This window comes from Actinomycetota bacterium (assembly GCA_030776625.1).
Classification (GTDB): Bacteria; Actinomycetota; CADDZG01; order CADDZG01; family WHSQ01; genus MB1-2.
In genome coordinates this window covers 1-24,484 of sequence record JALYHL010000010.1, presented here as the reverse complement: position 1 = coordinate 24,484, position 24,484 = coordinate 1, and the positions used below count along the sequence as shown (strand labels likewise).

Sequence of the window (24,484 nt, the reverse complement as noted above, 5' to 3'; positions counted from 1 at the left end):
GAAGCTCTTCGAGGTCGGGGTAGTTACGCGGGCACGCCGTAGAGCGTGGTCCGGCGTCTGGGAACTCTCCCGATGGAGCGTACCAAGGCCTCCATCCGCTCCGTCGTGAGCTCTTGCCCGTGGCTGGCCCCCGCGGCCCGGGAGATGTTCTCGTTCATCAGGGTGCCACCCAGGTCGTTGGCGCCCACCTGCAGGGCCAACTTGGCGCCTTCTTCGCCCATCTTCACCCACGAGACCTGGATGTTGTCGATGTACCCGTGCAGCGCTACGCGCGCTACCGCGTGCACCTTCAGAGCCTCCTCGAAGGTGGGCCCTCGCCTCGACCTGCCCTTCAGGTAGATCGGCGCGGCCATGTGCACGAATGGGAGAGGCACGAACTCGAACAGACCGCCGTTGCGATCCGAGATCTCTTTGTGAAGGCTGCGCACCACCGCCAGATGACGCGCCCAGTGCCGCGGCCCCTCGACCGTCCCGAACATCATCGTCGCGTTCGACCGGAGGCCCAGAGAGTGCGCGACGCGGTGAACGTCGCACCACTGCTTCGTGTTGATCTTGTCCGGGCAGATGATCGCGCGGATCTCGTCGTCGAGGATCTCTGCCGCCGTTCCCGGCAGGGTGGCGAGCCCCGCTTCTTTGAGCTCCGCGAGGAACTCGTAAACGCTCACGCCCGACGCCGCGGCACCTTGCATCACCTCGAGCGCGGTGAACGCGTGCACGTGCATCTCGGGAACCTGTCTCTTCACCGCGAGCAGGTACTCGCGGTAGTTGTCCCCGGTGAAGGAGTGGTGGATGCCGCCCTGCATGCAGACCTCGGTCGCTCCGTCGTCCCAGGCTTCCTGCGCGCGGCGTGCAACCTCCTCGGGTGTGAGCAGATAGGGCTCGCCGCGCAGGTTGAGCGACTTCGGCCCCTTCGAGAACGCGCAGAAACCACAACGGAAGTAGCACATGTTCGTGTAGTTGATGTTGCGGTTGACGACATAGGTGACCTCGTCTCCGACGGCCGCTTTGCGAAGCTCGTCCGCGACCGCATACAGGCGTTCCGCCTCGGCTCCGCGGGCTGTGAACAGCAACGAGATCTCGGCCTCGTCGAGCTCTTCGCCGTCGCTCGCGCGCTCCAAGACCCGTGCCACCGAGGAGCGCACGACGCGTCCCGGCACTCGCCACGCTCCCTCGCCCGCGGCTTCGATCGCGCGCCGCGCCGTCTCAGGGGGGGCCGTGTCGATGCCCGAGTGCCATCGCTCGTCCGGTCGCGCCAGCCCCTCGGCGTCCGTGCGGTCCAGGACCGGACCCCGGAGGCGCGCGTCGACCCAGGTGTCCAGTGCCGCCGGCGTCGAGACGTAGCCGGGATAGACAGCCAACCGCTGCAGGAGCAGGAAGCCCCGCCCCTCGGTGACTTCTTGCAGCTCGTCGAGCTTCGGCCATGGCCGCTCCGGGTTGACGTGATCAGGCGTCACCGGCGACACCCCGCCCCAGTCGGACAGCCCCGCGTCGAGGTAGCGGCCGTATTCCCCCGGGGTGAGGTTCGGCGGCGCCTGGATCCCGACGTCGCCGCCCATGATCAATCGCGCCAACGCGATCTGCAGCGCCATCTCCGCGGCGGAGGGCTCGGGGTGGAGAGCCATCGGGGTGTCGGCTTTCGCGCGGAAGTTCTGCACGATCACCTCTTGGATGTGACCGTGGCGGTCGTGTGAGGCGCGGATAGCGACCAGCGCGTCGATGCGTTCGTCGAAGGTCTCGCCGATCCCGACCAGGATCCCGGTGGTGAACGGAACCCGCGCCTGGCCCGCGGCCTCCAGCGTCGCGAGCCGGACGGCCGGCTTCTTGTCCGGCGCTCCGAAGTGCGCCATCCCCTTCTTCAGAAGCCGTTCGGACAGTGTCTCCAGCATCGTTCCCTGGCTGACCGACACCGGTCGCAGCCGCTGGGCCTCCTCGAGCGTCAACGCGCCGGGGTTCACATGTGGAAGGAGCGCCGTGTGCTCCAAAACCGCCCGGCAGGCCGCGACCAGGTAGTCGACCGTGGTGTCGTACCCGAGCGCCTGGAGCTCTGCCCGCGCCTCCGGCCACTTCCGCTCCGGCTTGTCGCCGAGGGTGAACAGAGCCTCGCGGCATCCGGCGGCCTCCCCGGCGCGCGCGATCTCGAGGACCTCATCCAGCGTCAGGTATGCCCTCTCGCCCGGGCGCGGCGGATGAGCGAAGGTGCAGTAGCCGCAGGAATCGCGGCACAGCTTCGTCAGTGGGATGAAGACCTTCTTCGAGAAGGTGACCCGCGGCCCGGAGGTCTGGTCTCTCAACGTCGAGGCCGCCGCCAGAACGGTCGAGGGGTCGTGTCGCGCCGCTGCGGCGAGCTCTCGAACCTCGTCGTCGGACAGACGCTGGCCCCGAGACGCGCGCCCGGCCAGAGCGTCCAGACGAGTCATGGGGGGAGTCTAGTAGCCTGCCCTGCTGATGGAAGTCACGGCAGTGGCCGGCGGGGTCGGCGGGTCGAAGCTCCTCGTGGGACTCCAACAAGCGCAGCCAGACGGTTCGCTGACCGCCGTCGTCAACACCGCAGACGACGCCGTGATCTACGGGGTTCATGTCTCACCCGACGTCGACATCGTGACCTACTGGCTGGCGGGCCTGGCGGACACCGCCCGAGGCTGGGGGCTGGAGGCAGACACCTTCAACGTCGTGGGCGCCTTCGAGCGACTCGGCCTAGACACCTGGTTCGGCCTCGGCGACGCAGATCTCGCCACCTGCCTCTTTCGCACCACCCGCATGGCAGAGGGAGCCACCCTCAGCGCCGTCACCGACGAGATCCGCAGAGCGCTCGGCGTCACGACAACCATTATTCCGATGTCCGACGACCCGGTTCGGACGCGGATGGTGTGCGGCGACGGCCGGACGCTGGACTTCCAGGACTACTTCGTCAAGGAGCGTCAGCAGCCCGCGGTGAAAGACGTCCGCTTCGCGGGGATAGCCGACGCCAAGCCGGCGCCGGGTGTCATCGAGGCGATCAGAGACGCGGACAGGGTGGTTCTGTGCCCCTCCAACCCCGTTGTGTCCGTCGGCCCGATCCTGGCGCTCAGCGGGGTGCGCGAGGCATTGCGCGAACACCCGGACGTCGTCGCCGTCAGCCCGATCGTGGCGGGGCGTCCTATCAAGGGACCGGCCGACAAGTTGCTCCCTGTGCTGGGGGCCGAGGTCACCGCGGCAGGCGTCGCGACCCTGTACCGCGACTTCTGCAACACGTTCGTCGTCGACTCCGTCGATCGCCAGGAGCTGGCGCTCGTGGAGGAGCTGGGGATGCGCGCGATCGCCGTCGACACGATCATGAGTGACAGCGAGAGCTCGCTTCGGCTCGCGCAGGATCTGCTCGCTCTGCAGCCGTGACGGCGGAGGTCCGAATCATCCCCGTGACGGGGATACCGGAGGTCGCGGCGGGCGACGACCTCGCCCTACTGATCCAGCAAGCCGTCGCCGAGCAGCCTCTGCAAGACCGGGACGTGGTCGTCGTCACGCAGAAGGTCGTCTCGAAGTCCGAGGGGCGCACGGCGCCCGCCGGGACGAAAGCTGAGGCGGTGGTGGCGGAGTCTCGCCGGATCCTGCGCCGAACCGCCGGAGGGATGGTGATCTCCGAGACCCATCACGGATTCATCTGTGCGAACGCCGGAGTTGACGAGTCGAACGTCCCCGATGGATCCATGGTGCTTCTGCCGGTCGATCCCGACGCGTCGGCCCGGAGGATCCGGGCGCGTCTGGAGCATCTGACGGGACGGCAACTGGCGGTGATCATCAGCGACACGTTCGGGCGGGCCTGGCGGATCGGACAGACCGACACGGCGATCGGTGTGGCGGGGATCGAGGCTTTCAACGACTATCGCGGCCACACGGACACGCAGGGCCGGGAGCTCCAGGCGACACGCATCGCAGTGGCAGACGAGCTCGCGGGAGCCGCCGAGCTGGTCATGGGGAAGTCGCTCGGCGTGTGCGCGGCGATCGTCCGAGGCGCGACCGTGACGTTCGGAAGAGGCGCCGCTCGCGACCTCGTCAGGCCGCCGGGTCAGGATCTGTTTCGCTAGCGCTCGCGCCACCTGTCTCGATGCACCACCTCGTCGAGCGGCTTCCACCCCGCACGCAGCGAGGAGGATCGCCGGTCGGCCGCCGGATAACCCAGCGTGGCGACGCCCAGCGCCTCGACCCCTTCGGGGATCGCTAGTAGCCGGCTCAAGCCCGGCAACCGGTGTATCCCGAGGAAGCCTGCGGCGAGTCCCTCGTCGACGGCGGCCAGCAGCAACAGCATCAGCGCGGCGCCTGCGTCGACCAGGGCGTAGGGGACGGGCCAAGACGAAGGATCCACCCCGGTACGCGCCTTGTCGCGCGTGCTGTAGCGCGCCTCGTAGGCCCGCTGGTCGGCACAGACGACAACATGCACGGGGGCGTTCGAGAGCCAGGGATCGAACCCCCGCTCCACATGCGACCGCTCGTCTGCAAGCGCGGCGATGGCCGCCCGGGCCTCGGGAGCGGTCACGACGACGAAACATTGACCCTGCGCGAAGCCCGCCGAGGGAGCGCGTCGCGCTCTGTCGATGATGCGGTCGACCAGGTCTGGAGGGACCGGACGCGCGTCGTAGTTGCGCACCATCCGTCTTCTCGCCACCAACTCTGAGAACTCCATGAGCGCCGCAGCCTCCTCGTGCCGTGCGGAAAGAGCGGATAGATGCCCCTGTTAGCCTCTCCCGCCGTGAGCAAGAAGCTAGAGCAGAAGCAGCAGAGACGCCTCGCCGAAGAGCGCCGGAAGGCGGAGGCGAAGCGCGAGCAGCGCAAGAAGAACCTCGTGACGCTGCTTGTGGCCGGCGTTGTGATCGCGCTCGTCGCCTTCCTCGTCGTCAGCGAACGGCGGCAGCTTGCGGGACCCGTGGGGGTAGCCGGCGAAGAGGCAGGCTGCGGCGAGATCGAATCGGTCGAAGCTTTCGACAACCAGCACATCGAAGAGGGGGCTCCCCACGACGAGTACAACTCGAACCCGCCCACAAACGGCCCCCACTACGCGACCCCGTCGGACACCGGCTTCTTCACCACGGCGATCGAGCCCGAGCGGGCCATCCACAACCTCGAGCACGGCCAAATCGTGATCTGGTACGACCCGGCCTCGCCCCAGCAGGTCAAAGACGACCTGGAGGCGCTCGCCGAGAAAGCGCCGGGCGTCCTGCTGGTCACTCCGTATGAGGGACTGGACGACTTCAACTTCTACCTGACGGCCTGGAACAAGTTGCCTAACGAACCCAAGGAGTCGTTTGGGACCGGCTACCTCCAGGGCTGCGACGCGGTCGCACAAGAAGTGGTAGACGAGTTCCGCAGGAGGCACCAGGGCAAGAGCCCGGAGCCGATCACCGATACCTTCGAGGGCTAAGCCTCACGCCGACCTGCGCGCGAGAAGCGGGGCCGAGCGCCGCATGCGGGCGCAGTGGATCCTGAGGGTGGCTTAGCCGACGCGGTCGCCGTCGGCGACGGTTCGGCCGACGACCTCGGCTCCGGGCGCGACCACCACCCCCTGTCCCAAGATGGAACCTGTGACGGCAGCGTCGTGCCCGACGGTGACGCCCGGCAGGAGAACCGATTCCGTCACCCGCGCGCCCGCCTCGATGGTGCAGCCGGAGCCGACGCAGGCGGCGGACACCTCTGCCTGGTCATCGATCTGAGCGCCTGCGGCGACCGCCGCCCCCTCCGCCACCCGGACCCGCGCGGCGATCGCGTCGAGGTTCACCTGCAGGTACTTCTCGGGGGTCCCGACATCGTTCCAGTAGGCGTCGGTGGCGAGGGCATACAGAGGAGCGCCTTGCGTCACGAGCTCGGGGAAGAGACCCCGCTCGACCGACCACTCGCGACCGGCCGGGATCCTCTTCAGCACCGAAGGCTCCAGGACGTAGACGCCCGCGTTGATCAGGTTCGTCGGGGCCTGGCCCGCGGGGGGTTTCTCGATGAAGGCAGTCACGCGCCCGGCGTCATCGGTCGGAACCACGCCGAAGGTCGAGGGATCCTCCACCGGCGTCAACAGGATCGTCGCCTCCGCTCGCGCCTTTTTGTGGAAGTCGACCACGGCTTGCAGATCCACGTCGGTCAGGATGTCGCCGTTGAAGACTAGGAAAGCTTCGTTACCTATCGCGGCCTCGGCGTTCTTCAGGGCCCCCGCCGTCCCCAGCGGGACCTCCTCATGCGTCACGTCGACTCTGATCCCTCTCTCCCGCGCCCGCTCCACGGTCGTGGCGAATGCGCCCGCCAGATACGACGTCGTCAGGATGATGTCGGTGACCCCGTGACGGACCAGGAGGTCGAAGACGTGCTCGATGTGCGCCCTGTTGAGGATGGGGAGCAGGTGCTTGGGCCTCGTGTACGTCAGCGGACGAAGACGCGTCCCGAAACCACCCGCGAGGAGTAGGGCCTTCAACTCCCGCCGACGGTTTTCGAAGACACCCCTATGAGCGCGATTCCTACCGCGATGATGCTCACGCCGACCCATCTCAACGTCGGCACCTGTTCGTGGAACATGAAACGCCCCAGAGCCACGACAACTATGTAGGACAACCCCACGAACGGATAGGCGAGGGAAAGGTCGACGCGCGACAGGACGACCAGCCAGAACACCGCCGAGAAGCCGAACAGGGTGAGACCGATCCACAGCAGCGGCTCTCTCAGAGCCTTGCCCAGGGTCTGACCCACGTCGGCGACCTCTGCGCTTCCGATGCGGCCGATCGATTCCATCGCGGCCTTCAGCGTGAGCTGTCCCGCGGTAGCGAATGTCACGCTCACCACCAACAATGCGACCGAGATGAGGGTCGATGTGGTGCTGGCCGGTGCTGCTACGGGGAGGATCTCGGGAGGGGGAGCTTCGAGCGCCATGGGCCGGAGTTTAGTGCGACGCCGCGGTGACCCAACCCGTCAGCTGCAGATGTCGCTCCTGGTGCGGGCCCGCCCTAGGTATCGCGAGCGATCTGCACCCGGAAGAGAGAGTCCTTTAGACCCAGCGCGGAGCGGATGGACCAGCCGCTCACCCGCGCCGTCTTCCTCGACCCGACGATCTTCACGCCGCCGGTGTTGTCCGGCTTCACGACCGTCACGCGGCCGGAGACGCCGAACGGTTTGATCAGTGCGAACCGCTCCACGGTTCCGACGCCGTAGGCGGCGTCGAGCTTCGATTGGAAGCTCGAGTAGCTCATCTCGAGCGACCAGGTGTGGTTGGGGTTCGCATCGTTCCCGTCGGGAGCATCCGGAACGCCGCGCAGGTAGGGAAGCGGCGTCCCGCCCCACACGTTCTCGTTGTTCTCGGTATGGCCGCCCGATGAGCTCGAGTAGAGCGCCTGGATCGGCGCGCCGCGGTAGAGGATGACGCTCGCCTTGGTGTCGTCAACGGCGGCCTTCCAGTCGTCCCAGTAGTGGCCGGACGGGACCCGCTTCGCGTCGCCGCTGTAGACCTGGTCCAGGGTCGAGTCGTACACCGCGCAGTCACAGGGGTAACGGTGCTGCCCGCTGCGCAACGTCTTCTCGTAGGCATAGGTCCGCGCCGCTATGACCTGGGACCGCAGCGCGGCACCCGGCCACGAGAACGGCACCTCTCCGAGCCCGTACAGGTACTTCTGCATGGGCAAGCTGAGCACCAGGCGAAGACAATGGCCCGCCGAGCAGCGGTCGGTCGCGAACGTGCCGAACTCCATCCGTCCGTAGGCGTAGCTGATGCCCTTCTCGTTGATACGCAGCAGCGTTCCGAAGTGCTGGTAGAGAGCGACCAGCGGGTGGGAGGGGTCTCCGAATACGCCTCGGCCGTCGACGCGGACCCGGTCGCCGTTCTTGTAAAGGCGCAGCCCGCCGGTGGTGCTGGGCTCGACCCGCCAGTCGGCGCCCGATCCTCCGCGGGCGATGGCTCCCGGCGTTCCCTGCACCTTGAAGACGACCTCCCCGCCGCCGTCCTCGAAGGGCGAGGAGGTGGCGGTGACCGCGGAGCGGTACTCGAGCAACCCGACTCTGATCTTGCCGGGCATGTCGGCCGCCGTGACGTTGGCGCCCGAGTAGTAGTGCTCGAGGATCTGCGGTGCGTTATCCCCCCGCTTGGCGCGGCCGTAGGCGCCGTACTGGGACATGCCCATCCCGTGCCCCCAGCCACCGCCGGTGATCGTGACCGTGCGGGCGGCGAGAGCAGGTGCCATCGATAGAACGCTTAGGAAGAGGGCGACCCCCATCACCCTCGCGATGAACCGCATCGACCCATGATGCACCAAAGTCGCACAACCGGCATACGTATTCCTATGTAGAAATGACGCTCTCGTAGACCCTCGCAGTGCCGGCCGCCGTTTCATCCCACGTATAGCCGGCGGCATGAGCCTTCCCGGACCGCGCCAGGCGCTCGCGCAGGGTCGCGTCGCCCACCAGCCGGAGGAGCGCGTCCCGCAGGGCATCAGAGTCGTTTGGGTCTACCAGGATCGCGGCGTCACCCAGCACCTCCTCGGCGGCCGAATACCGCCCCGCAATGCAGGCGGTCCCGGCCGCCATCGACTCGAGCGGCGGCAGTCCGAACCCCTCGTAATGAGAGGGGTAGCAGAAGACGTCCGCCGCAGCCATGAGACCGGGGAGGGTCTCGTCACCGACGTAGCCGATCGGCATCACGCCCTCGGTCGGCGGGAGGTCGGGACCCCAACCCTTAGGACCCGCGAGCACCAACGTCCAGCCCTCTAGCCGCAGCTTGCTCGCGTTCCACGCGTCGACGAGACCAGAGAGGTTCTTGCGCGGTTCCAGCGTTCCGACCGCGAGGACGAAGGGTCCCGGGATGCCCATACGCCCGAGCGCGAGCTCCGAGAGGGGCCGGGCTCCGAAGAAGACGGGGGAAACGCCCTCGGAAGTCACGGTGATCCGCTCGAGCGGGTACTCGTAGCGACTGGCCAGCTCGTTCGCGATCGTCGCGGTCGGCGTGACAGCGGCGGCGGCATGGCGAAGCGACCACGGAACCAGCTCCCGCAACCTCTCCCCGCCCGGAAAAACGTCGTCGCGCAGGAAAGAGAGGTCGTGGATCGTCACCACACCGCGCAGCGCCCCGGTCGGCGGGAGAACGAAGTTCGTGGCGTGGACCACGTCTGCCCCGCCGACGAGACCTCTGGGAACCGGGGCATCGAAGCGCCGCCAGGCTTCCTGCACCACCCGAGCCGGGAGCCGCCACCGCCGCACCTGCTCGGATCGCGGAGCGCTCCAGGAGATCGCGTATCTCTGGAGAGAGATGCCGCGCGCCTCGAGTGCGGTCGCAAGCTCGCTCGCGTAGCGTCCTACTCCCGTACGCGATCCGAGCAGAGGACCGGCGTCGTACGCGACCCTCATCAGAAGGAGGCGGCTTCTGCCGTCTCCCGGTTCTGGACGTACCACTCGATCGTGGTCTCGATCCCCTCCTCGAGCGCGGTCGCGGCCTCGAAGCCGAAGAGCTGCTTGGCCTTGCTCGTGTCCAGGCTGCGCCGAGGCTGACCATCGGGTCGCGAAGGGTCCCACACGAGGCGGCCGTCGTAGCCGGCGAGGCGGGCGATCAGCTCGGCGAGCTCTGCGATGGGCACCTCGCGTCCCGAGCCGAGGTTCACGGGCGCGGCCCCCTCGTAGCGTTCCGCGCCGAGCACGATGCCCTCGGCGGCATCGTCGACGAAGAGGAACTCGCGCGTCGCTTGTCCGCTCCCCCAGACCTCCACCTCACCGGCTTCCCGCTCCTTTGCGTCCACGAACTTCTTGATCAGAGCGGGGATCACGTGCGAGACGTCGGGATGGAACTTGTCCCCGGGCCCGTAGAGGTTCGTGGGGAGCAGGTAGATGACGTTCTGTCCGTACTGCGCGCGGTTCGCCTGCCCGTGCACCAATAGAGCCTTCTTCGCGATCCCGTAAGGAGCGTTCGTCTCCTCCGGATACCCGTTCCAAAGGTCCTCTTCACGGAACGGGACGGGGGTGTATTTCGGATAGGAGCAGATCGTCCCGACTACGACCGTCTTCTCCACCTCCCGGCGCCGCGCCTCCTCGATCACGAAGGTGCCCATGAGCAGGTTGGTGAGGTAGAGCTCCGCGGGGCGCTTCATGTTGGCGCCTATCCCTCCCACGCGAGCCGCGAGGTGGATGACGACGTCTGGGCTCATCTCGACGAAGAGCTTCTCGACATCGTCCGCCCGCGTGAGATCGAAGTCCCTGCTGCGCGGGATCAAGACCTCCGCCGCGCCGCGCTCGCCCAGCTTGCGGCAGATGATCCGGCCGAGGAACCCGGCTCCGCCCGTGACGAGGACCCGCTTGGACGCGAGCAACGACTCCATCGGGTCATCGTAGAAGACCAGGATCGTCCCTCTGCGTTACCTCCAGGCGTCCCATTCGTACCTTTTCTATGCATGCTCAGGAGTTCGGTCATACGCTGGGGGCGACTCGGACACAGGAGGCGGACATGAGGCTTGGACGGGGACGGCGGAAGCTCCAACTGGTGGCGGGGGCGGCCGCGCTGCTCGTGGTCGCGGTGACCTATGCGCAGCCCGTTGCGGCTGCGTCGGGCGAGGAGAGGGCGAGACACAACGACATCACGATCAATGGGGATTCGAACTTCACCGCCACGAACGGCGTGCGCTCCGGCAGCGGGACCCATCACGACCCATACGTGATCTCGGGTTGGAACGTAAGGAACCTCACGATCCGCGACACGGACGCGTACGTGGTGATCGAAGACAACACGGTGACCGGCAGGCTCACGCTGAACTGGAACGGCGACCGTGTCACCCTCGTCGACAACGAGGTCGCGGACCTGCGCGTCAACCAGAACGTGAAGAGGACGGGCGCTGCGACCAGTGGCCTGATCGCGGGCAACACCTTTGGGGTCGTCGGGCAACTGCGGCACTTCGACGGCGTGTTCGAGAACAACATCGTGAAGGGCCGGGACTCAATTTTCGACGGTGTCTTCTCGAACAGGGCCGTCAACTTCGACGGGTTCCACGGATCACGATTCCGCAACAACACGATCAACGGCTACGTCGAGGTGAGACTTCACGGCCACCATCACGGATCCAGCTTCGACGCGGGCAGCCACTATCACGGAGCCGGCCACGGAGACCATGGCAAAGAGGTCGATCACTCCAAGCGGTACCACGAGGTCTTCATCACGAACAACCGGATCTACGCAGACGCCTCTCCTGCGCTGGTCTATACCGATACAGCCCATTCCGCGAACGACCGCACCGCCGCCTCGGAGACGAACCCGGCGCTGAACGGCGACCACATCCACTACACGCGCGTTCACCTGACAGGCAACAAGCTTTACGGAGGGGGCCTGATGGTGGACGTGTTCAACGCCGACGACCGCAACCACGTCGGGACGAACACCGGTTTCATAGACATCCGCAACAACCGCATCGAGCTCGACGGCGAGCGCCGCGATCATCTGTGGGACCGGAACGACGGCATCTGGCTCTACCGCGTGAGAGACGCGCGGGTAAGCCTTTCGGGAAACACCGTTATCGGCCAGCCGCCCCAAGAGAGGGATCTGCTGGAGCAGCGGTTCGCGAAAGATGCCGGCATCTTCCTGAGCAACATCGATATGGCGGATGTGACGATCCACGACAACGAGGTCACAGACCTTCTGTACGGGGTCAAAGCGTCGGTCATGAGCGAAAGCGTGACCTGGTCCATCACGAAGCTCCGGACGAACGGCGTGCCTCACCGCGTCCACTACGACAGCAGCGTGAAGAACCCGCCTCGGAACCAGCCTTGAGCCGCGAGGAGATCGACGAATCCCGCCACGCCTCAGGCCTCGCGATGACGCTGCCTTGCCTAGGATCGTCCGGACGGGCTGGACGCGTGGGGGCGTGTGATGTCGCCGGAGGCTAAGCGGGACTTCGAAGCCGAATGGCCTGTGTTGTCGCGCCGCCTCCGCTCGATGTTGGCGAGGAAGCGCGTCCCGGCCTGCCAGGTGGACGACGTGATCCAAGAGACCGCGCTTCGCCTCCTCAAGATGTGGGAGTCGGTCGACCGTCGCCGAGCCCTATGGCCGCTCGTCGCAACGATCGCGCTCAACCTGCTGCGCGATAGGTCGCGCATCGGCCAGAGACACGACCTGGTCGCGGAGCTTCCCGAGGTGCAGGGGATCCACGACGTAGAGATCGTCAGCATCGCCCGCCTCGAGCTGAGACGCGTACACGACTGCATGGACAAGCTGAGCAGCGGACAGCGCTCGGCTTTGATGAAGGAGATAGGCGCGCATTCCGGCGCGGCGGCGCCCGATGCTGTCGGCGACAAGATGCTTCGCATGAGGGCGCGGAGAAAGCTCCGCTCGATGATGGAGCGGGTGTCGGGCCTCGTGGCAGTGCGTTTACGTCATGCGATCCAGCTGACGGAGGGCGCGGTGGTGCTGCAAGACGGTGGGCTGAAGGCGGCGTCGTGTGCGATCTGCTTCGCGTTGGGCATCGGCGGAACCGTGCTGGCGGGACCACTGGCGCCGGCGGCATCCGCGGCGGCCGCTCCTGTGACGGTGCAACGGCTACTTCTCCCGGCGCCGCGCGGCCTCCGCGCTGCCGCATACGAACGACCAGACGTCGCGGCGGCAGAGGCACGCGCGGTGGGGGCCGCGGCCAGGGAGGCGGCAGCCAGGAGCTCGACGCGCAAGAAGGCGCAGAGAGAGAGCGCGCGATCTCAGGAGGGGCTGATCCAGAGCATCCCGACAGACGCAAATGGACAGGTGGCCGTGTCGGACGGAGCGGTGGAAGCGCCGGAAGCCGGAGGACCTCCCCCGCTTCCCGGAGATGACGGGGATGGGTCAACGATCACGCCACCACCGACGACCCCTCCGCCCACACCGGAGCCTCCGACCGACAACAGAGAGCTCGTTCCGGCGGAGGTACAAGAGGTAGCCGACACGCTGCTGTAGCCCGGCACCCGACGGGCGGCGTGGGACAATCCCGCGGTGCCGACTCTTCCCGCGCGCGTCGCGCTGACGCTCGAACAGTGTTGGCATCGGGTTCCCGGAGGGACGGCCATAGCGGCACTCGGGATGGCGCGCTCGCTCTCCGAGCGGGACGACGTGGAGGTGGTCGGCGTCGCTGCCGCTCATCGCTCCCCGGCCCCCAGCGCGTGGACCCCGCCGATCGAGGTCCGCCATCTAAAGCTCCCGCGCGTGGCCCTTTACGAGTCATGGCACCGGCTCCGCCGACCGCCGGTCGAATCCGCCACCGGCGCGATCGGCGTCATCCACGCCACGACGATGGCGATGCCGCCGCGGACGGCGCCCGTGGTGATGACGGTGCACGACCTGGCCTTCCTGCACGACCCATCGCACTTCACGCCGCGGGGGCTGCGGTTCTTCCGACGAGGCCTCGACTTAGCGCTGCGCGAGGCAGATGCGATCGTGTGCCCGTCCGAGACGACGCGGCGAGACTGCGAGCGAGCCGGGTTCGACCCCGGTCGCCTGCGCGTGATCCCGCTCGGCGTCGACGTAGCGGCCGCGACACCCGAGCAGGTAGAAGCGGTTCGGCGCCGCCACCAGCTGGCCAAACCGTACGTCTTGTGGACCGGGACCATCGAGCCTCGCAAGAACCTGCCACGGCTTCTGGAGGCGTTCCGGTCCCTCGATGCCGACGTGGAGCTCGCGCTCGCGGGACCGAAAGGGTGGAACGAGGACCTCGCGGCGCTGCTCGCGGGGCTCGAGGGACGGGTGCGGCCGCTGGGCTTCGTCGCCCATTCCGACCTGGGGCCTCTGTACGCCGGGGCCGAAGTCTTCTGCTTCCCCAGCCTGCTCGAGGGGTTCGGGTTCCCGGTGATCGAGGCGATGGCACAAGGGACGCCGGTGGTCACCTCGAGGGGGACGTCGACCGAGGAGCTGGCAGGCGGCGCCGGGGTCCTGATCGACCCGCGGGATCCAGCATCGATAGCAGACGGTCTGCGTTCCGTGCTCGAAGATGCGACTCTGGCTGCGAATTTGGCGGAGGCCGGTCGCGAGCGTGCGACCAAGTACAGCTGGGGGAACACCGCCGAGGGGCTCACGCAGGTCTACCGAGAGGTTGCGGCATGAAGAAGGTCGGGATCAACCTGCTGTGGATGGTGCCCGGAGTGGTGGGCGGGTCCGAGACCTACACGACGCGGCTGCTGCACGGGCTGGCCGAGCGCGACTCGCGGATGGAGTACATCTTGTTCGCGTTGCCGCAGTTCGCGTCGGCGCATCCCGACCTCACCAGCCGCTTCGAGACCAACTACGCGCCGCTGACCGGCCAGTGGAAGTCTTTCCGGGTCGCGGGCGAGAACAGCTGGCTGGCGACACAGTCGCGCAGGAACAAGGTCGATCTCCTGCATCACGCGGGCGGCGTGCTTCCGCTGTTCCCCTCGCAGCGTCCGGTGCTGACGATCCACGACCTCCAGTACTTGTACTACCCCGACTACTTCACGAGAACGAAGCTCCTCTACCTGCGACGGATGGTGCCGCGCTCGGCCGAGGGGGCACGCCTGATCCTGACGCCGAGCGAGTTCACGCGCAGGACTGTCATCGAGCGTCTCAACATCGACCCTAGCCTCGTCACCACCGTTCCGCACGGAATCTCGCTACGGGAGGACAAGGTCGACGCGAGCGACATCCGCGAGCGCTACGGCATCCCCGGCGCGTTCTTCCTTTATCCCGCGGCCACCTACCCGCACAAGAACCACCTCGTGCTGCTCGAGGCCTTCGCGAAGCTCCTCAAGGTCCACCCGAAGGTGTCGCTCGTGCTCACCGGAGCGCGGGCGTGGTCGGAGTGGAAGGTCGCAGCCGACATGCGAGACCGCATCGTCGAAGAGATCCATCATCTGGGCATCCACGACGAGGTGAAGATGCTCGGCTACGTCTCCGCGCGCGACCTAGACGCCCTCTACCAGGAGGCCACGGCGGTCACGTTCGCCTCGCGCTTCGAGGGGTTCGGCGCGCCGGTGCTGGAGGCCATGGCGCGCGGCTGCCCGGTCATCGCGTCGAACGCGACGGCGTTGCCGGAGGTGGTCGCGAACGCAGGCGCGCTGGTATCGCCCGACAACCCCGACGAGTGGTGCGACGAGATGGCGCGTCTGCTGGAAGACGAGACGCAGCGGACGATGTGGACGAAGCTCGGCCACGAGCGCGCTAAGGATTTTGGCTGGACCCGCTCGGCCCGGATCCTCGAAGACTCCTACAACTACGCCCTGGAGACCACACTGTGAAGCTGGTGGTGGTCACCCCACACTTCGCGCCCGACGTCGCGCCGACGGGCAACGTCGTCACGCGTATCGTGCAAGAGCTGGCGCGGCTCGGACACCGGGTCGAGGTGATCACGTCACTGCCGTGGTACCGCGAGCACGCGGTCGAGCCCCAGTTCGAGGGACGATTGGTGCGCTATGAAGACATGCCCTGGGGGCGCATCGTCCGCTTGCATCCGTTCCCAGCCCCCGACAAACGCGCGCTGGTCCGCCGGGCCGCCGCCTTCGCCGGCTTCAGCCTCATGGGCGCGGCGATCGCGGCGCGCGGGCCGAAGGTGGACGGTGTTCTGGCCGTCTCGCCTCCGCTGACGTTGGGCGTCACGGGGTGGGCGATCGCCCGGCGACGGGGCGCCAAGCTCGTGTTCAACATCCAAGATGTCTATCCAGACGTGGCCGTGGAGCTCGGCGTTCTGTCCGAAGGAACGCTGCTGCGCGCCGTCCGTCGACTCGAGCGGTTCTGCTACGACAGGGCCGACGCGGTGACGGTTCTGTCGGAAGAGCTCCAGGACAACGTGCGGGCGAAAACCGCAGAGCCCTCCAAGGTCCGGGTCATCCCGAACTTCGTGGACGCGGCATGGATCGCACCGGCTCCGCTCGAGAACGACTACCGGCGGCACTTCGGCCTCACCGGGAAGACCGTTGTGATGTACGCGGGCAACGTCGGGTTGTCGCAGTCCCTGGAAACGGTGCTGGAGGCCGCGGGCGCTCTCGGCCACGAACGTGACCTCGTGTTCGTGATCAACGGCCAGGGCGCGGCGCGCGCGGACCTGGAGCGTAAAGCGCGCGGCCTCGCAAACGTCCGCTTCGTGAACATGCAGCCTCTGGAGCGATTGCCTGAGGTGCTGGCGGCCGCGGACATCCACCTGGTCCCGTTGAAAAAAGGGCTCGCGCATTCCAGCGTCCCGTCGAAGACGTATTCGATCCTCGCGGCCGGGCGTCCGCTGATCGCGAGCGTCGATCGCGGAACGGAGATAGCGCGTCTGGTCGAGAGGTCGGGTGCCGGCGTGGCGGTCCCTCCCGAAGATGCCGAAGCGTTGACAAAGGCGATCCGCCAGATGCTGGATTCGCCGGAGGACCGGCGGGCGATGGGAGACGCGGGTCGCAGCTTCATAGAAGGTTGGGCCTCGCCGGAGGCGGTTGCAGCGGCCTACGCCGCGCTGTTCGAGCAGCTTGCCGGGGGTCGCTGAAGGATCACTAACGGGCCGGCACAACGCGCTCCACCCAGCTTCGGATCACGCTCAGGAAGTCGGGATCGATCGTGTGGTCGATCGGCGACTCGTGATAGAGGACGTGTGCCCCCGCCTCCTCCAGGCGCCGGCGAGCGTCCCGGCCCCACTGCACGCCGATGACGGGGTCGTAGATCCCGTGACCGATGGCAACCGGCCAGTCCTTCACCTCGGCGAGGTCGAGCTCGAAACCCTCCAACGTCGGCATGAAGCCGCTCAGGCCGATCAACCCCGCCGGCGGCGGGCGCCCCGCCCCCAGCGCGAGTGCGTAACTCATCACACACCCCTGCGAGAACCCGCCCACGACCACGCGGTCGGGCATGAGATCAAGCTCGTCCACGAGAGCGTCGAACCAGCGCGTCAACCGGTCGAAGGTCGGACGGAACGTCGTGGGGTCCGGATAGCCGACCTGCAGGACGCGGTACCAGTGCGCTCCACCAGGTGGAAGCGCAAGAGGGCCGCGCGGGCACACCCCGATGAGCCTGCGGTGGGGGTCGAGCATGTCTAGCAGCGGATAGAGATCATGTTCATCTGCCCCGCGCCCATGAAGAAGGACGATGAGACCATCGGGCTCGCCGTCAGCCGGTCGCGTGATCGATGTGAGGCTCATCGCGCCAATCTAGACAACGCAACGAACAGCGCATCGGGCTAGGCCGCGACGCCTCGACTCCTTATCCTGTTTCCATGGAGGCGAACACCAGCACATCCCCCACTCCTGCCACGTCGCCGGTCAAGCCGGATCCCGAACGCACGCTGGACGCAGTGGCCGCCGGGGAGACGGTCCTGGGCGAGAGGTTGCTCGTTGTCGGTCGCGGACCTGCGGGGGTTCCCGGAGCAATGGGCGCACTGGTTGCAGTTGCGGAACATGGAGAGCTCGTACTGGTCCTGCCGATGCCGCGGGTCGGACCCGAAGCGGCAGCTACCATCGCCGACCGCCTGGATGAGCTCGCCGCCGTGGGTGACTCAGACCTCCAGGCGGTAAGCGGTCGCCCTCTGCCGCGTGGAGAGGTGATGCGTCGACACTCCGAGTTCTTCGAGGGGGCCGAGCCGCTCGAGGCCTTGAACCGCGAGCAGAGGGTGTTCTTGTTAGTGCGGGACCCTCCTTCGGTCGAGGCATGGAAAGCGCTCTACATCGAGTTGGGCAACATGCTGGCCGGCGTGTGGGAGCTGCGTGACGGCCGGGCGACCCCTGTGCAACCGCCCGGCGAGATCCTGCGCAAGAAGAAGTCGCGCGAAGGCGCCTCCCCTTGGGCCACAGCGTTTGGTGCGGTCGTGGTTCTTGCAGGCGTCGCGCTTGGGGCCCTGGCATTTACTCGGGGCGCGGCCGAGGACACGCCTCGGGCGGTGCCCGACCCGATCGTGGAGCCGCCCATCCGAGACGTCGCGTTCGATGTTCCCGCAGACGCGACGCACTCCCAGTGGATCGGACAACAGCGGCTCCTGCGCACGTCCGACGGGAAACTGGTCGCCCTGTACCCCGGGGAGGAGGGCCTGCAGGTGGTGCTGGATCAGCGGAACCAGGGGCGAAGCTGGCGATCGCCGATCCTGTTCCCGCAGATCACCCCGACATCGCTCTCCGCCGCCATCGACCCCGAGAACAACCTGCACGTCGCTTTCAGCGACGGGTCCAGCATCTCGTACGCCCGGCTCGAGGCGACCGGCCGCGGGTGGAAGGCTCCGCTGGTTCTCACGCTCGACGACGCCTCCGATTCTCCGGTGGTTGACATCGACTTCGCCGACGGTCTGGTGCACGTGGTTTGGGCAGCGGACTCGCCCGAAGGCCAGCTACCTCGCTGGGGCGTCATCACGGCCATCGCAGGTGACCCACAAATCGTCGAGATCGGTGAGCTGACGGAGGCTGGAGACGAGATCCCGGTACTGGTGAACGTGGCCGTGGGCCCCAACCGCACGATCCACGCGACCTACCGGAGGGGAGATTCTCCGCTCGGCTGGTTCGCGCGCCGCGGCACCGTCCTAGACACCGGCCAGGTTGCGTGGTCGCCCGAAGACAGACTCTCCAGCGGGGAAGGCTTCGGGGCCGCCGCTTTGGCGGTCGACCGCGCGGGTGTGGCCCACCTGGTGTTGAGGGACAGCACGAGCTTCCAGCTCCTGTACTTCCGACGGAGCGAGCAGGGTGGCTGGTCAAGTCCGCAAACCGCCGTCGACGCCACAGCTACCGTCGAGATCGACTTCCCTGTCCTGTCTCTCGACGCGTCCTCGAGACTGGTCTATCTCTTCTTCCAGACGAGCGAGTTCAACCCGGCCAACGAAGTAGCGCTGGCGGTCCGAGACCCCGCAACCGGATGGGAGGGGCCATACCGGATCGCCCCGACGAGCGAGGGCGCCCTGTACCCGACGGCGATCGGGGTCGCCAACGGTCAGCCGATCGCGCTATGGACCAAGGGAGGAGCCACTCCTGCGATCCAGGCGGCGCGCATCATCGCGCCGTGACGGAACTCGACCACCTATGAACCTTGCGGGCTCGGGATCGCCGCTGGCGATCCGCGACCTTCGCTGGTCCCTGCGGCTGCGGGCCGCTGTGCGCGCGAGGACGCGGAGGTTGAAGCGTCCGCCTGCCGCTTCCGACGATCCGGAGCGTTGGGAGATCGTGACCAGTCTCGCCGCCCGAGTCGGTCTCGGGCTAGCGGTTGCGGGGTACGTGGCGGTCTTGGTGCCGTGGGTACTCCGACAGCACTACGGCTTCTCTACCTTCGGGTTCGACCTCGGCATCTTCGATCAGGGCGTATGGCTGCTCAGTCGGTTCGAAGAGCCCTTCGTGACCGTCCGAGGTCTCAACCTCTTCGGCGACCACACGTCTTTCATCCTGTTGTTGCTGGTGCCGTTCTACTGGCTGGCCCCCTCCGCGTCCGTGTTGCTCATCGCTCAGACGGCGGCGCTCGCGGGAGCCGTGCTTCCGGTCTGGTTCATAGCCCGGGACAGGCTCCGCGACGAAAACCTTGCTCTCGCGGCGGCTATCGCCTATCTGGCCCACCCGGCCGTCGCTCTCACCAACCTCGAGAACTTCCACCCCGACTCGTTCGAGATCCCGCTCGTGTTCGGGGTCCTCTTCTTCATGATGCACCGACGCTGGGTCGGTTACACGATCTGCCTGATCGGCCTGCTTCTGGTCAAGGAAGACGTGCCGTTGATGACGTTCGTGCTCGGGCTGTACGTCGCCGTGCGCTACGACCGAAAGGTCGGGCTCCTCACATCGGTGGGTTCTCTCATGTGGCTGGGCGCAACCCTGTTCCTGATCTTCCCCGCGCTCAATGGGTCCGGAACCCTCTACGGATCTCGTATCGGGGGCGCGTTCGGCGGGACGGCAGGGCTGCTCAAGACCGCGCTTCTTCGTCCCTGGGACGTGCTGGCGGTGGCGTTCGGGCCCGACAAGCCCTGGTACCTGTGGCAGATGGGGGCGCCGCTGGCGGGCATGTTCCTGCTGTCGCCGGGGTTGGCAGCCGTCGCGCTCCTCCCGCTGCTTTCGAACCTCTTGAGCAGCTTTCCGTACCAACACCAGATCGAGTTCCACTACGGGACCTTGATCGTTCCCGTGCTGGTCACCGCAGCCATCTTCGGGATCGCCCGGCTGCGATCGCCCGCGGCACGGACCAACGCGGTCATCGTGATGACGGCGTCGGCGCTCGTCTCCGGCTACCTGTGGGGTCCCGTGGGCCGCGCCCCCCGAGGCCTCGCGGATCCTTCGTCGGAGCGCGCCGTAGCGATACGAGAGGCGATCGCGCTGATACCCGAAGATGCGGCAGTGTCCGCTGCGTTCTTCACCGTTCCCCACCTGACGCACAGAGAGCACATCTACGAGTTCCCGGTTCCGTGGCGTGCCCAGAACTGGGGCGACAACAGCTCGAACGGGGCACGACTGAGCCAGACCGACCTGATCGACTACGTCCTGGTCGAGTATCCGATGGCGCCGGAGATGCAAGAGATCGTGGACTCGCTGGATGCAGAGGGCTTTTCCGAAGCGTTCAGATCGGACGGGATGCTGCTCCTGCAGCGGGAGGGCCGATGAGAACCTCGCGAGACGAGGCGGACCAGGAACAAGCGCAGCAACAACGGTCTTTCTGGGACCTGGCGGAGCGGCCCTCCCCGCCGGCCGTAACCCGCCGCTTTCCAGGACCGCGCCTCGCGAAGATCGTCCGAGAGCGGCACGTGTTCCTGCCGGGGCCGATGGCGGCTCTCGCCGACACCACCATCCTCATGACGTTATTCGCCCTGCTGCTTTCGTTCTTCCGGCCCGAGCTGCTCTTCTCACTCACCACGACGACGGGAGGAGACACAGGAGCGCACGTCTACACCCCGTGGTACCTGAAGACCCACCTCTTGCCGAAGGGGATGCTGTCGGGATGGTCGCCCGACTGGTACGCCGGCTTCCCGCTTCTCCACTTCTACTTCCCGCTCGTCGTGACGTTCCAGGCGATCGCCAGCTACGTGATCCCGTACGAGATCGCCTTCAAGCTCGGGACGGTCGCCGGTACGTTCTTCCTGCCGCTGTCGCTCTACATGATGTTGCGGCTCATGCGGCTGCCCTTCCCTACCCCCGCGGTCGGTGCGGTTTTCGGCGTCGCCTTCCTGTTCATGGACAGCTTCACGATCTACGGCGGGAACATCCCCAGCTCGCTCGCGGGTGAGTACTCGTTCTCTCTCAGTGTCGGCCTCTGCTTCGTCTTCTACGGGCTCGCCTACCGCCTCGCGACCGAAGACGAAGGTCGACCGGTGCTGGCTGCGGTCACGCTGGCCGCCGCCGTGCTCAGCCACGCGATCCCGGTGATCATGGTGGTGGTGTCGTCGCCACTGGTCCTCGTGTGGTCGGTGCGGCGTCACGGCCTCAAACGAACGGCATCGAGGTTCGGGGTCGTGTTCGGGCTCGCCTTCTGCCTCAGTGCTTTCTGGGCGATCCCGCTAGTGGTGAGGCTGGGCTACACCGCAGACATGTCTTGGTTCCCGTTCAGGGAGCTCAGCTCCGTGGCGCCCAAGGAGCTGTGGCTGTATCTGGCGGGGGCGGTCGTGGGAGCGGTGCTGGCGGCACTGCGGCGCGACCGGCGACCTCTGCTGTTTCTGGTTCCGGGCGGGATCGGGTTACTCGTCTACCTGCTGCTGCCACAGGGCCACGTGTGGAACGGGAGGTTCATCCCATTCTGGTACCTCGGCGTATTCCTCACCAGCGCCTATGCCGTCGGCACGACGCTGCCCGCGTTGGCGCGGCTGTCGTGGAGACGACAGGCAGCCGCCGTCACACTGGCGGCGACGGGTGTCGTCGTCCTTGCGTCGGCAGGATGGGTGCTCTGGAACCGCGATAAGAGCTTCATCAACTACTGGATCGAATACAACTACGAGGGCTACGAGGGGAAACCGGCGTATGCGGAGTTCCAAGCGCTCAACGCGCGCATCGCGGCGCTCCCTCCCGGACGTGTGATGTGGGAACCATCGCCTGAACTTGGCCGGTTCGGAACCCCGATCGCGCTCATGACGCTGCCCTACTTCGCAGGGCACCCGACGATGGAGGGCATCTACTTCGAGTCCAGCATCACGACTCCGTTCCACTTCCTGACGGCGGCCGAGGTCGCCGAGACACCGTCGAACCCGATACCTGGACTGCCCTACAGCGAGTTCGACATGGAAGCGGGTGTCGAGCACCTGGAGCTGATGGACGTGTCATATCTCGTCACTACGTCGAACAAGGGACGCGAAGCGGCCATGGAGTCGCCGGACCTGGAGCTGATCGACCAGGTGGAGAGCTCGGCCATCTTTGCGCTCGAGCCATCGGGTCAGGTGGTGGTGCCCGAGTACGAGCCGGCCGTCTTGGAAGGCGGCGACTGGCTCGCGGCCAACCTGAGCTGGTTCACCTCTAGGGACGCGCTCGACGTGCCTCTGGTACGAGATGGCCCTTCCGGGTGGCCGAGGGTGTCGTCGGCCGAGGATCTGCCTCGAGCCCCGCTCGTTCACGGTGGCAGCACCTACGAAGCGACGATGGACAACGATCGCATCGCCTTCACTACGGATGCCGTGGGCGAGCCGCACTGGATCAAGACCTCTTACTTCCCGAACTGGACCGCCCTGGGGGCCGAGGGGCCTTACCTGGCGTCGCCCTCGCTGATGATCGTCGTGCCGACGCAGGAGCAGGTGGTGCTGACTTACTCGCGCACCTGGGCCGAGTGGCTCGGGCTGGGGCTGACGTTGGGTGCCGTTTTCGGGTTGATGGTCGTGGCGATCGCTACACGCATCAAGCGGTGGAGAAGCCGGTGAACGGCGCTCCAACTGGCCGCGCGGCCCGTTTGCGCGCGGTCGCGAAACAACTCTCCACCTTCGGTGCCGTGAGCGTCACCACCACGATCCTGGACTTCGGCCTCTTCAACCTGCTGATCCTTGCCGAGGGCGTACCGGTCGTGGCCGCGAACACGATGTCTTACTCAGTGGGCATCGGCGCGAGCTACCTCCTGAACAAGCGCTTCACCTTCGGCGGGGGCGGCCGGGACAAGAGGAGTCACGAGGTGGCGCTGTTCGTACTGTTCAACGTGGCCGGCCTTGGGCTAAACAATCTCGCGGTCGCGCTCGTGGCAGACATCCGGTCCACTTTGCTCCTGAATGCGATGAAACTCCTCGCAGGAGCGGTCGCCGCGGTCGCCAAGTTCATCGCTTTCAAGCGATGGGTCTACCCGGTCGGCCTCGCGGCCGCGGAGGACCAACCCGCCGCTTAGCTAGAGCTAGACGGCGACGTCGACCGCGTTGTCGGCCGCGGCCGCCGGGAGCGGCGTTGCTCGCGTGGAACGAGCCAGCCGCAGATAGAACCGCAGTCGCAGAAGCCCCCACACGGTGCGGGGGATGCGTCGCACGATCCCGGAGCGAGAGTGACGAAGCTCTTTCGTCTCCACGGGCAGCTCGGTGATCGTGCAACCTCTGTACTCGGCGCGCGCCAACAGCTCGGTATCGAACAGGTCCTTGGTCCGGAACACGTTGGGCAGCAGCGGCGCGATCGCGGCGCGGCGGAACAGCTTCATGCCATGGGTCTCGGTCACGCTGACGTCCAGCAGCGACCGCACGAACCAGCCGAAGCAACGCGACACGATCCTCCTGCTCAGCACCCGCGCATCGTGGGAGCCGAGGATGCCTTTGGCCGCGACGACGATGTCGCCTTCGGTGTCCAGAGCTGCCGCCAGGAAGTCGAGGTCGTAGTAGTCCGCATCGAAGTTGACGATCGCATCGCCTCTGGCGGCGAAGAATCCCGCTCTCATCGCGGCGCCGTAGTTCGGCCGCTCCAGAACGATCACTTCTACCTCGGGGATCTCGGCGCTCAGTCGAGCGGCGAGCGCCGGGGTGGAGTCGCGGCTCCCGTTCTCACACAGAAGGATCTCGAACCGATCGAGGTCCAGGCCGCGGATCCCCGTCACGATCGTCTCTACCGTGTTCTCGAGGATCTCCTCTTCGTTGTAGACGGGAATGACGACGGACAACGAGCGCGGCCGAGCGCGTTCCGTCATCCGGAGACCGGTCACCACGATCGAGCCCCTCGTTCCCTCGGGGTCCCTAGCGGCGCTTGCGCGAAGCCAGCATCAGGCCGCCGCCGCTCGACAGCAGCAGGCCCGCGAGTCCCAACAGGGCCGAGGGATCGGCACCCGTGAGAGGAAGCACCTCGGCCGCCGCCTGCGGTGCCGCGGGCTGCACGACCTTGCCGAGCACCTGATCCTCGTCCTCGACGAGCACCTCGTCGTCCTCCTTACGAGGCCCTGAGGGCGCTGCGGTGATGAGAGTCGGGAGCACCTGGTCCCCCAGCGTCGTCGTCGTGGGCGCCAGCGTGGTCGTGGTCGGCGCCTCCGTCGTGGTGGTCGGCGCCACGGTCGTGGTCGTCGGTGGAAGTGTCGTCGTAGTAGGCGCCTGGGTCACGACCGTCCCCGACACCGCCGTTGTAGTCGTCGGAGCTGCCGTCGTCGTGGTCGGAGCTGCCGTCGTAGTCGTCGGAGCAGCCGTCGTCGTGGTCGGAGCTGCCGTCGTAGTCGTCGGAGCAGCCGTCGTCGTGGTCGGAGCTGCCGTTG

At 66.9% G+C, this 24,484-nt stretch carries 23 protein-coding genes; 13 read left to right on the top strand and 10 right to left on the bottom strand.

The window, feature by feature from the left end:
* Window positions 1-23: 23 nt before the first annotated feature.
* A complete protein-coding gene (cofH, locus tag M3N53_13825; protein MDP9069406.1) occupies window positions 24-2,417 on the bottom strand; it encodes a 5-amino-6-(D-ribitylamino)uracil--L-tyrosine 4-hydroxyphenyl transferase CofH in 2,394 nt (797 codons plus the stop codon).
* Between the two features lie 28 nt (window positions 2,418-2,445).
* Between cofH and cofD the strand changes: the two genes are divergently transcribed.
* Together cofD and cofE are read left to right on the top strand one after the other, a co-directional pair.
* Window positions 2,446-3,372 (top strand): 2-phospho-L-lactate transferase, encoded by a 927-nt coding sequence (cofD, locus tag M3N53_13820; GenBank protein ID MDP9069405.1) that lies wholly within the window; start codon window positions 2,446-2,448, stop codon window positions 3,370-3,372.
* Window positions 3,369-4,061 carry a coenzyme F420-0:L-glutamate ligase gene (gene cofE / locus M3N53_13815; protein ID MDP9069404.1) on the top strand — a complete coding sequence of 231 codons (693 nt, stop codon included), beginning with the start codon at window positions 3,369-3,371 and terminating at the stop codon, window positions 4,059-4,061. The genes cofD and cofE overlap by 4 nt, the downstream gene beginning before the upstream one ends.
* Here the strand turns inward: cofE and M3N53_13810 are convergent.
* Window positions 4,058-4,657 carry a nitroreductase family protein gene (locus tag M3N53_13810; GenBank protein ID MDP9069403.1) on the bottom strand — a complete coding sequence of 200 codons (600 nt, stop codon included), beginning with the start codon at window positions 4,655-4,657 and terminating at the stop codon, window positions 4,058-4,060. The genes cofE and M3N53_13810 overlap by 4 nt on opposite strands.
* Before the next feature lie 66 nt (window positions 4,658-4,723).
* On the opposite strand from M3N53_13810, the gene M3N53_13805 reads away from it, so the two are divergent.
* On the top strand, window positions 4,724-5,392 hold the full coding sequence (locus M3N53_13805; protein MDP9069402.1) for a DUF3105 domain-containing protein: 669 nt from the start codon (window positions 4,724-4,726) through the stop codon (window positions 5,390-5,392).
* A gap of 72 nt (window positions 5,393-5,464) precedes the next feature.
* Here the strand turns inward: M3N53_13805 and M3N53_13800 are convergent, their stop codons facing one another.
* From M3N53_13800 to M3N53_13780, 5 genes are all read right to left on the bottom strand, one after another.
* Complete coding sequence (locus M3N53_13800; protein MDP9069401.1) at window positions 5,465-6,427, bottom strand: NDP-sugar synthase; 963 nt, start codon at window positions 6,425-6,427, stop codon at window positions 5,465-5,467.
* Entirely contained in the window at window positions 6,424-6,879 is a 456-nt protein-coding gene (locus M3N53_13795; protein ID MDP9069400.1) for a multidrug resistance protein, read from the bottom strand. Before M3N53_13795 ends, M3N53_13800 begins: the two co-directional genes overlap by 4 nt.
* A gap of 74 nt (window positions 6,880-6,953) precedes the next feature.
* On the bottom strand, window positions 6,954-7,619 hold the full coding sequence (locus M3N53_13790; protein MDP9069399.1) for a SpoIID/LytB domain-containing protein: 666 nt from the start codon (window positions 7,617-7,619) through the stop codon (window positions 6,954-6,956).
* Window positions 7,620-8,277: 658 nt separating this feature from the next.
* A complete protein-coding gene (locus M3N53_13785) occupies window positions 8,278-9,339 on the bottom strand; it encodes a glycosyltransferase family 4 protein (protein ID MDP9069398.1) in 1,062 nt (353 codons plus the stop codon).
* Window positions 9,339-10,301, bottom strand: coding sequence for a GDP-L-fucose synthase (locus tag M3N53_13780; GenBank protein MDP9069397.1), 963 nt, complete (start codon window positions 10,299-10,301; stop codon window positions 9,339-9,341). Before M3N53_13780 ends, M3N53_13785 begins: the two co-directional genes overlap by 1 nt.
* 125 nt (window positions 10,302-10,426) lie before the next feature.
* Between M3N53_13780 and M3N53_13775 the strand changes: the two genes are divergently transcribed.
* From M3N53_13775 to M3N53_13755, 5 genes are all read left to right on the top strand, one after another.
* A complete protein-coding gene (locus M3N53_13775) occupies window positions 10,427-11,740 on the top strand; it encodes a hypothetical protein (GenBank protein MDP9069396.1) in 1,314 nt (437 codons plus the stop codon).
* Between the two features lie 99 nt (window positions 11,741-11,839).
* Window positions 11,840-12,892, top strand: coding sequence for a sigma-70 family RNA polymerase sigma factor (locus M3N53_13770; protein ID MDP9069395.1), 1,053 nt, complete (start codon window positions 11,840-11,842; stop codon window positions 12,890-12,892).
* A 36-nt stretch (window positions 12,893-12,928) separates the two neighbouring features.
* Entirely contained in the window at window positions 12,929-14,032 is a 1,104-nt protein-coding gene (locus tag M3N53_13765) for a glycosyltransferase family 4 protein (protein ID MDP9069394.1), read from the top strand.
* A complete protein-coding gene (locus M3N53_13760; GenBank protein ID MDP9069393.1) occupies window positions 14,029-15,180 on the top strand; it encodes a glycosyltransferase family 4 protein in 1,152 nt (383 codons plus the stop codon). The genes M3N53_13765 and M3N53_13760 overlap by 4 nt, the downstream gene beginning before the upstream one ends.
* Entirely contained in the window at window positions 15,177-16,403 is a 1,227-nt protein-coding gene (locus M3N53_13755; protein MDP9069392.1) for a glycosyltransferase family 4 protein, read from the top strand. The genes M3N53_13760 and M3N53_13755 overlap by 4 nt, the downstream gene beginning before the upstream one ends.
* A 7-nt stretch (window positions 16,404-16,410) precedes the next feature.
* On the opposite strand, the gene M3N53_13750 is transcribed toward M3N53_13755, so the two are convergent.
* Window positions 16,411-17,052: a phospholipase gene (locus M3N53_13750; GenBank protein ID MDP9069391.1), complete on the bottom strand. Its 642-nt coding sequence runs from the start codon at window positions 17,050-17,052 to the stop codon at window positions 16,411-16,413.
* A 74-nt stretch (window positions 17,053-17,126) separates the two neighbouring features.
* Between M3N53_13750 and M3N53_13745 the strand changes: the two genes are divergently transcribed.
* The 4 genes from M3N53_13745 (at window position 17,127) to M3N53_13730 (ending at window position 23,152) form a co-directional block, all read left to right on the top strand.
* Window positions 17,127-18,893 carry a hypothetical protein gene (locus M3N53_13745; protein MDP9069390.1) on the top strand — a complete coding sequence of 589 codons (1,767 nt, stop codon included), beginning with the start codon at window positions 17,127-17,129 and terminating at the stop codon, window positions 18,891-18,893.
* Between the two features lie 109 nt (window positions 18,894-19,002).
* Window positions 19,003-20,466, top strand: coding sequence for a DUF2079 domain-containing protein (locus M3N53_13740; protein MDP9069389.1), 1,464 nt, complete (start codon window positions 19,003-19,005; stop codon window positions 20,464-20,466).
* Window positions 20,463-22,700, top strand: a complete 2,238-nt coding sequence (locus tag M3N53_13735; GenBank protein MDP9069388.1) for a 6-pyruvoyl-tetrahydropterin synthase-related protein — start codon at window positions 20,463-20,465, stop codon at window positions 22,698-22,700. Before M3N53_13740 ends, M3N53_13735 begins: the two co-directional genes overlap by 4 nt.
* On the top strand, window positions 22,685-23,152 hold the full coding sequence (locus M3N53_13730; GenBank protein ID MDP9069387.1) for a GtrA family protein: 468 nt from the start codon (window positions 22,685-22,687) through the stop codon (window positions 23,150-23,152). Before M3N53_13735 ends, M3N53_13730 begins: the two co-directional genes overlap by 16 nt.
* A gap of 6 nt (window positions 23,153-23,158) precedes the next feature.
* Here M3N53_13730 and M3N53_13725 read toward each other — a convergent pair whose 3' ends face one another.
* Both M3N53_13725 and M3N53_13720 read right to left on the bottom strand, forming a co-directional pair.
* Window positions 23,159-23,950 (bottom strand): glycosyltransferase family 2 protein, encoded by a 792-nt coding sequence (locus tag M3N53_13725; protein ID MDP9069386.1) that lies wholly within the window; start codon window positions 23,948-23,950, stop codon window positions 23,159-23,161.
* 28 nt (window positions 23,951-23,978) lie between these two features.
* Window positions 23,979-24,155: an LPXTG cell wall anchor domain-containing protein gene (locus M3N53_13720; GenBank protein MDP9069385.1), complete on the bottom strand. Its 177-nt coding sequence runs from the start codon at window positions 24,153-24,155 to the stop codon at window positions 23,979-23,981.
* A 40-nt stretch (window positions 24,156-24,195) separates the two neighbouring features.
* On the opposite strand from M3N53_13720, the gene M3N53_13715 reads away from it, so the two are divergent.
* Window positions 24,196-24,484: hypothetical protein (locus M3N53_13715; protein MDP9069384.1), on the top strand; the 289-nt coding region annotated here is incomplete at its 3' end.